The sequence below is a fragment of the Taklimakanibacter albus genome (assembly GCF_016595235.1).
Classification (GTDB): Bacteria; Pseudomonadota; Alphaproteobacteria; order Rhizobiales; family Aestuariivirgaceae; genus Taklimakanibacter; species Taklimakanibacter albus.
On sequence record NZ_JAENHL010000007.1, the window covers coordinates 751,937 to 764,818 of the forward strand.

The following is a 12,882-nucleotide window of genomic DNA, read 5'->3' on the forward strand; positions in this document are numbered from 1 at the left end:
CGTTCAGCGCCGCTCTTCGCGCACGAAGGGCGTGCCCAACGCCGCCGGCTGACCGGTGCGCGGCGAACGCAGCAGGGCTGCCCAGATCATTACCGCCAGCGTGGCGACATAGGGCGTCATCAGCATGAAATATTGCGGCACCTGGATGCCGGCGGCGGCAATACGCGGAATAAGCGCCTCGATGCAGCCGAACAGCACGGCGCCGGCCAATGCCCGCCAGGGCTGCCAGCGCGCGAAGATCACCAGCGCGATGGCGATCCAGCCGCGCCCGCCCGCCATGCCGTCGACCCAGATCTTGGCGACGCCGACCGACAGATAGGCACCCGCCAGCCCGATCAGCGCCGCGCCACAGAGCACCGCGCCGAAACGATAGAGCGCGACACTAACGCCCGCCGCATCGGCAGCGTCGGGATTCTCTCCGACCGCCTTGAGCCTGAGCCCCAGAAGCGACCGGTTGGATATCCAATGGAAGGCGACGAAGATCGCGATCGTCGCATAGAAGACCGCGTCCTGATGGAAGAGCAGACGCCCGAGGATCGGCAATTCGGACAAGGGCCATAGCGCAATGGGGTCCAGGCCGGAAATCGGCCGGTTGGTCCAGCCTTGCTGCGTCGAGATCAGGCTCGTCAACCCCTGACAGAGAAACACCATGCTGAGCCCGGCGATGATCTGGTCGACCCGCAGCACCACGACGAGAAAGGCGAAGATGAGCGAGACCAGTGCCGCCGCCAGCATCGCGACGAGCAGTGCCAGCAGGGGATGCCCGCCCATGGTGATCAGGGCCCCTGCCCCGGTCATCGCGCCGACCAGCATGAAGCCCTCGGCCCCGAGAAACAGGACGCCGGATTTTTCCGCCACGATGAGACCGAGCGCCGCCAAGGCGAAGGGAACGGCGAAGGCGGGCGAGACGACGAGCCAGTTGAGGATGAAGTCGGCCATGTCTACTTCGTCCACTTCAGCCGGTGGCGGATGAAGAACTCTGCCGCGGCCACCGAGATGACCACGATGGCCTGGATCAGCTGCACGATCGCGCCGGGGATCTGATAGAAGACCTGCAGGCTCTGCCCGGCGACGAAGAGAATGGCGACGAAGAAGGCGACGACGATCACGCCGATGGGATTGTTGCGGGCGAGGAAGGCGATGAGGATGCCTGAGAAACCGTAGCCGAAGAAGAACGATTGCGTCATCCGGTACTCGATGCCGGCGCTGATCGCGAAGCCGGCGACGCCCGCCAGGGCGCCCGACAGCAGCGCCGCCGCGCAGGTGACGCCGAGCACCGGTATGCCGATGGCTTTCGCCATCTTCGGATTCGCATGCACGAAGCGGGTGAAGAAGCCGAACCGGCTGATATTGAGGGCCCACCACAAGATGAGCGCCAACAGCAAGGCCAGCGGCAGAGCCAGCGTGACATTCTCCCAGCCGATCGGGCTGAGCCGTTCGATGGCGTCATATTGCTCGGAATGCGGGAAGCTGCTCTTCGGATCCTGCCAGCTGCCATAGAGAAGATGGAGGAGGAAATTGAGCGCGACATAGTTGAGGAGCAGCGTGGAAACGACCTCGCTGATGCCGAGCTTCAGCTTGAGCGCGACGGGAACGAAGATCCAGCCCATGCCGCCCAGCGCGGCAGCCATCAGCATCACGACGAGGCGCAGCGCTGGGGGCCCGAAATCCGTGATGGCCACGAGGGTAGCGGCGATCGAGCCGAAGATCATCTGCCCCTCGATGCCGATATTCCAGAACCGTACCCGGAAGGCGACGCAGGCGGCGAGGCCCGCGATCAGCAGCGGCGCCATCTGGACGAGGACGCTCGCCACGCTCCGGCTGTCCGAGAAGATCGCATAGATGAACTCATTGGCGAGATTGCCGAGGCCGACGCCCGCCCAGGCGAGGATGGCGACGGAGATCGCCAGACCGATCAGCAGACCGGCGCCGCGGATCAGGATCCTTTGCCCGGCCGGGCTCGTCTGACGGATCTCGACCGTCATCCGACTGGACTGACGGGAGGGCGCGGGCGGTGCCGCATCGAGGGCGGCAAGCGGCTCAGCCATGACTGACCATGGCCTCTCCCACTGCCTGCCGGTCGGCGGGTGCTGCGAATTCGGCCACCAGCCGGCCGCTGCTCATGACGCCGATGCGATCGGCAAGCAGCAGGATCTCGTCGAGATCCTCGCTGATGAGAAGAATTCCGGCGCCGCCGTCACGCGCCGCCCGCAGGCGTGCATGGACCGCGGCGGCGGCCCGCACATCGAGGCCGCGACTCGGGCTATGGGCCAGGATCACCCGCGGCGCGCCGGCGAATTCGCGGGCGATCACGAGTTTCTGCGCATTGCCGCCGGACAGCAGCGCCGCTTTATGCGCGAGGCTGCGCACGCCTTGCACGTCATGCGCGGCGACCGCCGCGCCGGCGGCCGTTTGCGCCGCCGACGACTTCATGCGCAGGACGCCGCCATATTTGCCGGAATAGACATCGCCGATCGCATAATTGTCGGCGATCGAGAGCTCGCCAGCCAGACCGTAGGAATGCCGGTCCGCCGGGATGACGGCCAGGCCCCTGGCGCGCCGCGTCTTCGGTGTGGCATCTGTTATGTCGACCGCGTCTTCCAGAGTGATCCGCCCGGACGCCGTAGTGACGACGCCCATGAGGATTTCGGCCAACTCGGTCTGGCCGTTGCCGCCGACGCCGGCGAGACCATAGATCTCGCCGCTGCAAATCCGCATTGTCACGTCGCTCAGCGTCTCGCGCCGGCCATTGCCGCCGCTGCTGACGCCGGTGAGAGAAAGAACCGGTCCGCCGACATTCTGCGCCGGAACCGCGCATTCGGTCGTGGTGGTGCCGACCACCAGCTTCGTCAGCTCGCCGGCGTTAAGTGTCCCCGGGCTGGCGGTGGCGATGGTCTTGCCGTTGCGCATGACGGTCAGCCGGTCTGCATGGCGCATGACATCGCCGAGCTTATGCGTGACCAGGATGACCGCGGCGCCTTCGCTGGCGAGATGGCGCAGCAACGCCAGCAGCCTCTCGGCCTCCATATCGGTCAACACCGCGGTCGGCTCATCGAGGATGAGCAGCCGCGCACCGCCGACCAGCATTTTCAGGATCTCGACCCGCTGCTGCTCGGCGATGGAGAGCGCGCCCACCGGTTTCGTCAGATCGACGGTGAAACCGATACGGTCGGCGAGGCGGGCAAGCGCGGTGTCGATCGCGGCCCGGCCGCGCGCGAAACCGCCCTTCGGATTGGCCAGGAGGATGTTCTCGAGCGCCGAGAAGCTCTTCACCAGCTTGTAGTGCTGATGGACCATGCCGATGCCCAAGCGCCGTGCATCGAGGGGGCCGGCGATGCGCACCGGACGGCCCTGGACGCGGATCGAGCCCTCATCCGGCGCATAGAGGCCGGCGACGATATTCATGAGCGAGGACTTGCCGGCGCCGTTCTCGCCCAGCAAGGCATGGACTTCACCGCTGCGGACCTCGAGATCCGCAGCGGCGATGGCGCGAAAGCCGTCGAATGACTTGGATATGCCCGAAAGCTCGAGAGCCGAAGTCATCACCTTGTCCACAGAAAGCCAGGTGCCGTCACTTCTGACTGATGACGCCCTTGACGAACCAGTCCATTTTCCAGAGATCGGCATCCGACAGCACCTGCCCCGCCGGGACACGTTCCTTGCCGTCGCGATCGGCGAGCGGACCGGCATAGACCTGCTTGCCGTTCACGATCGCCTCGCGTTCGGCGGTGATCTTGTCGGCCGCGTCTTTCGGCACCGCGTCGCCGCAGCAGGCGATGTCAGTGCCGCCCTCCTTGATCGACAGGAAGGCACCATAAGCGGGGGGCGTCCAGTCGCCGGCGATGATCTTCTTGATCTCGGGCTCAAGGAAGCGATCCCACACCCAGACCGACGAGCACTGTGTCGCCTTCGGCGCGAATTCACGCAGGTCGCGGTGATGGCCGGTCGCGTAGACGCCCTTCTCCTGGGCGACAATCTGTGTTGCCGGCGTGTCGACATGCTGGCCGATGACATCGATGCCCTGCTCGATCAGCGCTTCCGCCGCGGCCCGTTCCTTGACCGGATCGTTCCACGCGCCCGTATAGATCACGGTGACGGTCGCGTTGGGATTGACCTGCTGGGCGCCCAGCGCATAGGCGTTCACCGTCCAGTTCACGAGGCCGAAGGGATTGGCCGCCACGAAGCCGAGCTTGCCCGATTTGGAGGCCGCACCGGCGGCCATGCCGCACAGATACTGGCTTTCATAAGTGCGGCCATAGAAGGATTGGAGATTGGGCCCGTTGGTGATGCCCGCCGGATTGAGGAAGGCGACATCGGGATACTTCTCCGACAGCTCCTTGAACGTGTCGGAATAGCCGAAGGCCGAGCCGATGATGATGTTGAAGCCGCGACTGATCAGCAATTCCACCGCCGGCCGGATCGCCGTGGCGTTTTCCGGCACGTTCTCCACCACTGGAATCTTGACGCCCATCGACGCTTCCAGGCGCTGGCGCGCCTCATCGAGCGCCTGCGACCAGCCGCCGTCATTCTTCTGGGTGAAGATGACGAGCGCGATCTTGGGCTCACCCTTGAGCTTGAACGCCGCCATTGCCGGCAGAGCCGACAAGCCGACTAAGGCCAGTCCAAAGGCGAGAAGTCTCAAAATATGTCGTGTCATGTGCCCTGTCCTTCCTTGCTTCCCATCCGCGGTGAACACCGCTTGTGCTTCTTCACGGCTTGTTTTTCGGCCGTCCTCTATGGGACGGCTTGTCGTCGGCAGCGCTCAAGCGGCGTCGAGCGCCGCATGAATCATGCTGGGTGTGATCGGGGTATGCCGGAACTTTCCGCCGCCCAGCGCTTTCAACGCATCTTCCACGCCTGAGGCGACCACCGCGCCCACCGCGATGCAGCCCGCCTCGCCAACGCCTTTCACGCCCAGGGCGTTGAGCGGCGATGGCGTCTCGAGATGCAGGATCTCGACATCGGGAATCTCGGTCGCATAGGGGACGAGGAAATCGACAAAATTCGCATTGAGCATATTGCCGGTCTCGTCGAACTCGATCCGCTCATACATGGCACCGCCGAGCCCTTGCGCGATGCCGCCCATGACCTGGCCCTCGACGATCATCGGATTGATCATGTTGCCGCAATCATGGATGCAGACATATTTGCGGATGGTCACGCTGCACAGTTCCGGATCGACCTCGATGAGCGCGCCATGCACGCCATAGGCCCAGGTGGCGCAGGGCGGGCTGTAATAATCGGTGGCTTCCAGACCGGGATGCTCGCCCTCATCGAGCGAGGGACCGTCATGACGGCTCGCCGGCGCGAACTGGGTCGCAGCCTGCGCCGCTTCGTTGAAGGCATAACGCAGCGGATTGGTCGCCGTGGCGACCGCCGATAACGGTACCTTGCGGTCGGTGCCTTTGACCCAGGCGGCGCCGTCCTTGAGCTCGACGTCGCCGACATCGGCCTCCAGCATGTTGGCGGCCGCCTGGAGCGCCTTGCGCCTGACGATCATTGCCGATTTGTGGATGGCATTGCCCGAAACCACCGCGGCACGGCTGGCGAAGGTGGCCACGCCCCAGTCGAAGGCCTTGGTGTCGCCTTCGACCAGGATCACGTCTTCGGGCTTCACACCCAGCTGGTCGGCGGCGATCTGCGCGAAGACCGTGTCATGTCCCTGCCCTTGCGAGGTCAGCCCGGTATTCACATAGACCTTGCCGGTGATCGGATGAATACGGACGTGGCCGCCTTCATAAGGTCCAAGCCCGGTGCCCTCGACATAGAAGGCAAGGCCGAGGCCCAGATGTTTGCCTTCAGCACGCGCTTTGGCCTGCGCGCTCGCGAATGAGGGAGCATCGAGCCGCTCCTCCATCATCGCCAGCGCCTTGTGATACTGGCCGCTGTCGAGGCTCACTTTCAGGCCGTCGGCGAAGATCAGCCCTTCCCGATCATAGGGAAACTCATGATCGGCGATGAGATTGCGGCGGCGGATCTCGAAGCGGTCGAGGCCCAATTCGTCGGCGAGCTGATCCATCGCCCGCTCGATCGCGAAGCAGGCTTGCGGACGGCCGCAGCCGCGATAGGGCGTGACCGGCACGGTCGGCGTATAGATGGCCTTGAACTCGACCCAGATATTGGGAATCCGGTAAGGGCCGGCGATCGAGGTCGAGGCGACCTGGGCCACAGCGATGCCATAGGGGATGAAGGCGCCGGTATCGTGCAGGAAGCTGTCGCGCAGCGCGATCACCTCGCCCGTCTTCTTTGCGTAGAGCTCCATGAAATGGATCTGGGTGCGCTCCTGCGAGGAGCCGACGAAGTTCTCGCGCCGGTCCTCGATATATTTCACCGGCCGCCCCAGCTGCATCGCCGCCATCGGCACCAGGAGCTCGTCGGGATAGAACAGCAGCACCTTCTGCCCGAAACCGCCGCCGACATTGGGCGCGATGACCCGGACCTTGTCCTCGTCGAGTTTGAAGATGGAGGCAAGACCGCCGCGCACCGAGATCGGCGCCTGGGTTCCGTCCCATACGGTGAGCTCGCCCGTCACCTCGTCGAACTGGGCCGCGACGGCGCGGCACTCCATCGGCGCCGCGGTGGAACGGTCGACCTGCACGCGGATTTTGGTCACATGCTCGGCCTGGGCGATCGCGCTGTCGGGATAGCCCGAGACCTGCACGAAATGGGCCGCGATATTCTGTTCATGCGTGTCATGCACAAGGGGCGCGCCGTCGAGGATCGCCTTTTCGAGATCCACCTCGACATCGCGCGGATCATAGTCGACATCGACCAGGGCCGCGGCATCCTCCGCCGTATAGCGGTCGACCGCGACGATCATCGCCACCGTCTGCCCGACATAATAGACATCGTCGCGCGCCAGCGGCCGCTGGGTGCGCGCATCGTGCATGGAGGAATGCGGGATGAGCAGCGGCATCTCGATATCGAGCGCCCCGACATTGTCGCATGTATAGACCGCGGCGACGCCCGGATGCGCCACCGCCGCCGAGATATCGATCGAGTTGATGCGGGCGCGCGCGAAGGGGCTGCGCACAAAAGCCACATGCAGGGCCTGGGCGAGCGGAATATCGTCGATGAAGGAGCCTTCCCCGCGCAACAGCTGGGGATCGATATTGCGCTTGATCCGGGCACCGAACAGTCGTGTCGACATGGGTTATTCCTGACCGGCTTTTGGCGCCATGTGATCGGCGGCACGACGCACCGCCGAGATGATGTTCTGATAACCCGTGCAGCGGCACAGATTGCCCGCCAGTATCTCGCGGACGCCGGCATCGGACAGATCGATCTCGGTATCGGATTCGAGATGGCTGAGGATATTCATGATCATGCCCGGCGTGCAGTAGCCGCATTGCAATCCATGGCAATCCTGGAAGGCCTGCTGCAGCGGGTGCAGCGTGCCATCCGGATCGGCCAGCGATTCGATGGTGCGGATCTCGCGTCCCGACGCCTGGACGGCGAAGGTGAGGCAGGAGCGCGCCGCCTTGCCGTCCATGACGATGGTGCATGCCCCGCAGATTCCATGCTCGCAGCCGACATGTGTGCCGGTCAGGCCGAGCTCATGGCGCAGGAAGTCGGACAGCAGCATGCGCACGCTGACCTCGCGCGTGACTTCCTCGCCATTGACGGTCAGCTTCACGCTCACGCGCGGATCATCCGAGGACTGAGGAAGTTTTGGTTTGATCTTTCCGCGAGCCATGATGTCCGATCTCCTATTGCGCCCGCGCCGCGGCTCTTTCCACCGCGCGACGGACAAGCGTGGCGAAAAGATGCTTGCGATAGCCCGCGGTGGCATGCATGTCGCCCGGCGCCGTCACGGCGGCGCAGGCCGCATCGCCGGCTGCTTTGATATCGGCTGCGGTGAGCCGGCTGCCGGCAAGGATCTGCTCGGCGGCGGCAAGGCGCAGCGGCTTGGAAGACACGCCGCAGGCGGCCAGGGCCACGGTGGCCACGGCGCCCGCGCCGTTGCGTGTCAGGATGCAGCCTGCCGCGGCGATGGCATAGTCGCCATGGCGGCGCGTGAATTCCTCGAAGGCGAAGCCGGCGCCCGGCGGCAGAGCGGGGAAATGCGCTTCCACCACCATCTCGTCCGGCTGGCGCGACGTCGTCATGTGAAACTGGAAGAAATCCTGAGCGGCGATCTCGCGCCCGCCATCCGATCCGGCCACCTGGACGCTGCCGCCGGTGAGCACGAGGATCATCGGCATCTCGGCGGCGGCATCGGCATGACAGAGACTGCCGACGACGGTACCGCGATTGCGGATCGGGATATGGGCGACATGACCGAGAGCGGCGCGCAGAACCGGATTGGCGGCGGCGACGCCGTCATGCAGCTCGACTTCGCGGTGACGTGCCATGGCGCCGACCGCGATCTTGCCATTGCCGATCGTGATATGTGAGAGGCCCGGAATATTCTGGATGTCGATCAGCCGCGACGGGCTGGCGAGGCGCATGTTCATCGCCGGGATCAGGCTTTGCCCGCCGGCCAGGATCATGGCGCCGGAGTCTTCCTTGAGCAAGCCAACCGCCTCGTCCACCGAGCGCGGCGCCACATAGTCGAACAGGGAAGGCTTCACGGGCGCACCTCCCGCCTGCTGCCGCGGGATCTCGGTGAGATCCCGGATGTCGCCATGTTCCGCTGCGAAGCCATTTTCGGCACTGCGTTTCCCCGGCTATGGAGGCTCTTCGAGGAGCCTTCGTGTTTTATCCACATAATGGATATGATATCGAATATGATGATACTGATCGACGCCTTGCCCTGTCAATACTGTTATCTGGGCTGCTGCTCGCGATTGACCAGCGCGACACCGGCGAGGATCAAGGCCACCGCGACCCACACCACGGCGGACAGGGGCTCGGCGAAGAACAGGACGGCAAAGGCGACGCCGACTCCGGTATGCACATAGCTGATCTGGCTGAGATAGACAGGACCGCCGATCTGCTGCAGCCGGAAGAACAAGGCATAGCCGATGCCGCTTGCGAGACTTTGCAAGACGATGAGGTGCCAGCCGGCGCCAAGGCCCGCGACGACATCCGTCTTCTGGCCGAACAGCCAGGCGATCAGAAGAAAGGCGGCGAGCCCCAGCGCCGCGGCCGCCAGCGTCACCGCCGCGAGTGGCAAAGGTTTCTCAGCCTTGGGCCAGGCAACCGTCCTGAACACATTGCCGGCGGCGAGCGCGAGCGGCGTCACCAGCGCGGCGAAGTACCAGATGGCCGGCGCCGTCTCGCCGAAGCTGCCGGCATTGCGTGAGATCAGGATGAGCAGCGCGCCGGCGAGACCGGAGGCAAGGCCCACGAGCCGCAAAAGGCTCGGACGCTCGAGGCCGAGCGCAGCGACGATGGCCAGCGTGATGATGGGAGCCAGCGATTGCAGGATCGCAGGGATGCCCGAGCCCAGATGCGGAATCACCGCCACCAGCATGCCGAAGGGGATAGCGAAGGTCAGTTGCCCGGCAACCAGCGCATATTTGACGACACCCCGGCGCGCCGCCGCCGGAGTTCCGGAAAACCACGCGGCCAGGAACAACACCAGGCTCGCCCCGAAGGCGCTCGCCGCGGCATAGAGGAGTGGCGGCACGCCTGCCTCTCCGGCCAGCCGGCCGAGCGGAAAGATCAGCCCGATGCAGCTGCCCGCCGCGAAGAGGAGCAGCACCGGCTCGAGCCTGAGCGACGAACTGCTCATGCGGCGCCCCTCGGTTCGAGCGGCCGCGCCAGCGATGCCGCGAGCACACTCTCGCACCATGCCGCGACCCGAAGCAGCGCAGCTTCCCCATAAGGCTTGCCGATGATCTGCAGCCCGACCGGCAAGCCGTTCTCGCTCAAGCCACAGGGGATCGAGATCGCCGGGCATCCGCAAACGGTGACGGCATAACCGAGCAGCAGCCAGTCGAGATAGGTCTCGAGCGTTTCGCCGTCGATCTCGCGCACGAAGCGCTCGGTCACCGGAAAGGCCTCGACCGGTGCGGCGGGCGCGATCAGGAAGTCGTGCTCGTCCAGGAAAGCCAGCATGTCGCGACGCGACTGGGCGCGGCGCGCTTCAGCGAGCGCGATCTCGGCCGCCGTGAGCTTGAGGCCCTGCTCGATATTCCACACCACTTCCGGCTTGAGCTTGTCCCGCGCGGTCTGCAGGACCTCCTGCCGCAAGGCCGCGAACTGGAAGGCGCGCAATGTCCGGAAGGCGCCGTCGGCGAGGCTCAGATCAGGATGCGTCTCGGCGACCGCGAGTCCCGCAGCGGCGAGCTTCCCGACCGCCTGTTCGATCGTCGCGCGTACCGGGCGCGCGACCCGCGCGACGCCGAGATCCATGCTGAAGGCGACCCGCTTCGGCCGCTCAGCCGTCATGGCGGCTGCCCGGTAGCCCATGGGCGATACCGGCCGCGACAGCGGATCGCGCCGGTCGAAGCGGGCAAATCCATCGAGGCCGAGCGCCACATCGGCGACGCTGCGGGCCAGCGGTCCGATCACCGACAGCACCTGGAACGGCAAGGCATTTGGCCCTTGCGGCACGAGGCCGGGGCTGGGCCTGAGACCGACGATATTGCAGAAGGCCGCCGGATACCGCACCGAGCAGGCGAAGTCCGATCCTTGCGCGATGAAGGCCATGCCGCTGGCGACCGCCGCCGCGGCCCCGCCGGACGATCCCGCCGCCGACAAAGCGATATTCCAGGGATTGCGCGTGGCGCCGAACACATCGTTGAACGTATTGGCCCCCGCCTCGAATTCCGGCGTGTTCGACTTCGCATAGACGACGCCACCGGCGGCCTCGATGGCCTCGACGCAATAGTCAGACCTGGCCGCGATATGATCGGCGAAGGCGCGCGAGCCCCAGGTGGTGCGCACCCCTTCGACTTCATATGAATCCTTGATCGGCACCGGCAGGCCGGCCAGCACCCCGCGTTCGCCGGGCGGCAGTTTCTCGAGCGCCGCGGCCCGCGCGCGGGCGCGCTCGAAACATGTGGTCGGGAGCGCATTGAGCGCCGGATTGACGGCCTCGACCCGTTGCTCCAGTGCGGCGATCAATTGGCCCGGCGACAGCTCGCCTTGGCGGAGCCCGTCGACCGCGGCGCATGCCGAGAGAGTGTGAAGAAGATCATTCATGCGCCCTCTCCTCCACAAGTCTACTGGCATCCGATGAGCGGATAGAGTATATGCTATTTGAATATCGGGATCGATCGATATCCCGCCCCTGGCAGGGACGGCTGCCGGCGGATGTTACCCCAGACAATGGCAGGAGTCGCCTGTGGCGAAAGCGAAAGTCAAATCCAGTCGGGCGGCGGACGGCGATCGGGCCAGCCAGCTGCGTGGCATGTCGCGGTCTTTCGCGGTGCTCGAGCAGATCGCCGCGTCGCCGAGCCGCGTTGTGGATGTCACACGCGCGCTCGACCTTCCCTGGGCCACCGTTCACCGCACCATCATCCAGCTCGAAAAGGCGCAGTTCCTGCGCCGCGATCCGGAAAGCAACCGTTACGAGATCGGCCCTCGCCTCTGGTATATCGGCTCGGCCTATCTGTCGAACAACCGCGTGCTCAACACGGCGATGGCTTATCTGGGCCAGATGCAGGACGTCGAGGGCGTGGCGGTGCAGATCGTCGAGCGCAGCGGCTGGCAGTCGGTGGCGATCTATTCGGCCCAGCGTTTCGGCGAGGACATCACCAAGGCGCATTACGGCCACCATTTTCCGCTGCATTGCGGGTCGAAGGGCCAGATCCTTCTCGCCTATGAGGATCCGGCCTTCATCGCGCTTTATCTCAAGCGCAATCTCGAAAAGCTGACCAGCGAGACGATCACCGATCCGGTGGAACTGCGCAAACGCCTCGCTGAGATCCGTGAGGCGGGTTTCGCGCAGACCGTCGCCGACGTGCAACCTTTCACCGGCTCCCTCGCCGCCCCCATCCGCGACAGCAGCGGCCGCGTCGTGGCGTCGTTGTGTTTCGTCTTCCGCAAGACGATGCTGCGCAACGAGAAGCGCCGCGAGGAGCTGCAGGAGCGCATCGTCCACACGGCGCATTCCATTTCCTTCGATCTGGGCTGGCGCCCCGGGCAAGGCTGACGCACGCCTTACTTGCGCTCTTCGTAGGAACCGCGCAGCGTCTTGAACGTCTCCTCGAGCGCCGCCACGGTGGTGTGGATGAAGACTTCTCCGGCTTCCGCGGTCGCATGTGTGGGGTCGCCGAAGATCGCGGCATGGCCCGCTTCCGGGCGCGGCCGGCGCATATAGGTCCGGGTCGGATTGGTCGGCGCCACGAGATCCCAGCCGACCGGCCCGTATTTGGCGCCGGCGAGTCTCTCCATTTTCACCAGATGCGGCCTGGTGGCGAGCTGGAAGGCGGTCTCGAACTCGCAGCCATGCCCCATGCCGCCGGCAACCGACTTGCGCAGCTCATTGATCTTGGCCGCGCCCGGCTCCCAATAGCTGACCGCCGAAACCTTGAATGTATGCTGGGTATCGAGCTCATCCACCAGATGACGCGCCACCGCGTCATTGGCCGTACCATTGGGCCGGTTGCCGTTGAGTATGATCAGATGCTCGAAGCCCTGGCGCAAAAGCGCCGCGCCGATTTCGAACAGCATCGTCTGATAGGTGGGAATGGAGAGCGATATCGTTCCCGGAAAAAATTCGAAGGTCTTGGAGATGCCATAGGCGACGGGCGGCGCCACCAGCGCGTTGATGCGCTCCGCCAGGAGCCAGGCGATATGCTCGGCCTGATGCGTGTCGGTGTCGGTCGGCATATGCGGGCCATGCGCCTCGGTGGCGCCGGTCGGCAGGATGACGGCGCGTTTCGCCTTGATCGCCTCGGCGATTTCCATCTGCGTCATATTGGACATGCGGTGTTCCATGGCCGGCTTTCCCTCTTCTCGGGCTTGCGCTCGCCCGCAATGACATTC

The 12,882-nt window shown here is 65.0% G+C and carries 11 protein-coding genes; 1 reads left to right on the forward strand and 10 read right to left on the reverse strand.

Annotation, left to right across the window (positions count from 1 at the left end):
- Positions 1–3 precede the first annotated feature (3 nt).
- The 9 genes from JHL16_RS15160 to JHL16_RS15200 all read right to left on the reverse strand — a co-directional run bounded on the left by JHL16_RS15160 (position 4) and on the right by JHL16_RS15200 (position 11,094).
- Complete coding sequence (locus JHL16_RS15160; protein ID WP_200185692.1) at positions 4–939, reverse strand: ABC transporter permease; 936 nt, start codon at positions 937–939, stop codon at positions 4–6.
- A gap of 2 nt (positions 940–941) precedes the next feature.
- Positions 942–2,048 (reverse strand): ABC transporter permease, encoded by a 1,107-nt coding sequence (locus JHL16_RS15165; RefSeq protein WP_200185694.1) that lies wholly within the window; start codon positions 2,046–2,048, stop codon positions 942–944.
- The gene (locus tag JHL16_RS15170; protein ID WP_200185696.1) at positions 2,041–3,543 is read right to left on the reverse strand and encodes an ABC transporter ATP-binding protein; all 1,503 of its coding nucleotides are present in this window, start codon (positions 3,541–3,543) and stop codon (positions 2,041–2,043) included. Before JHL16_RS15170 ends, JHL16_RS15165 begins: the two co-directional genes overlap by 8 nt.
- A 28-nt stretch (positions 3,544–3,571) precedes the next feature.
- Complete coding sequence (locus JHL16_RS15175; RefSeq protein WP_200185698.1) at positions 3,572–4,657, reverse strand: BMP family ABC transporter substrate-binding protein; 1,086 nt, start codon at positions 4,655–4,657, stop codon at positions 3,572–3,574.
- A gap of 105 nt (positions 4,658–4,762) precedes the next feature.
- The gene (gene cutA, locus JHL16_RS15180) at positions 4,763–7,150 is read right to left on the reverse strand and encodes an aerobic carbon-monoxide dehydrogenase large subunit (RefSeq protein ID WP_200185700.1); all 2,388 of its coding nucleotides are present in this window, start codon (positions 7,148–7,150) and stop codon (positions 4,763–4,765) included.
- Positions 7,151–7,153: 3 nt separating this feature from the next.
- A complete protein-coding gene (locus tag JHL16_RS15185; RefSeq protein ID WP_200185702.1) occupies positions 7,154–7,696 on the reverse strand; it encodes a (2Fe-2S)-binding protein in 543 nt (180 codons plus the stop codon).
- Positions 7,697–7,709: 13 nt separating this feature from the next.
- Positions 7,710–8,573 carry an FAD binding domain-containing protein gene (locus JHL16_RS15190; protein WP_200185704.1) on the reverse strand — a complete coding sequence of 288 codons (864 nt, stop codon included), beginning with the start codon at positions 8,571–8,573 and terminating at the stop codon, positions 7,710–7,712.
- A gap of 194 nt (positions 8,574–8,767) precedes the next feature.
- Entirely contained in the window at positions 8,768–9,679 is a 912-nt protein-coding gene (locus tag JHL16_RS15195) for a DMT family transporter (protein WP_200185705.1), read from the reverse strand.
- Complete coding sequence (locus JHL16_RS15200; protein WP_200185706.1) at positions 9,676–11,094, reverse strand: amidase; 1,419 nt, start codon at positions 11,092–11,094, stop codon at positions 9,676–9,678. The genes JHL16_RS15195 and JHL16_RS15200 overlap by 4 nt, the downstream gene beginning before the upstream one ends.
- Before the next feature lie 142 nt (positions 11,095–11,236).
- On the opposite strand from JHL16_RS15200, the gene JHL16_RS15205 reads away from it, so the two are divergent.
- Positions 11,237–12,046 carry an IclR family transcriptional regulator domain-containing protein gene (locus JHL16_RS15205; protein WP_200185708.1) on the forward strand — a complete coding sequence of 270 codons (810 nt, stop codon included), beginning with the start codon at positions 11,237–11,239 and terminating at the stop codon, positions 12,044–12,046.
- Positions 12,047–12,054: 8 nt separating this feature from the next.
- Here JHL16_RS15205 and JHL16_RS15210 read toward each other — a convergent pair whose 3' ends face one another.
- Entirely contained in the window at positions 12,055–12,822 is a 768-nt protein-coding gene (locus JHL16_RS15210) for a creatininase family protein (protein WP_200185710.1), read from the reverse strand.
- Positions 12,823–12,882 lie beyond the last annotated feature (60 nt).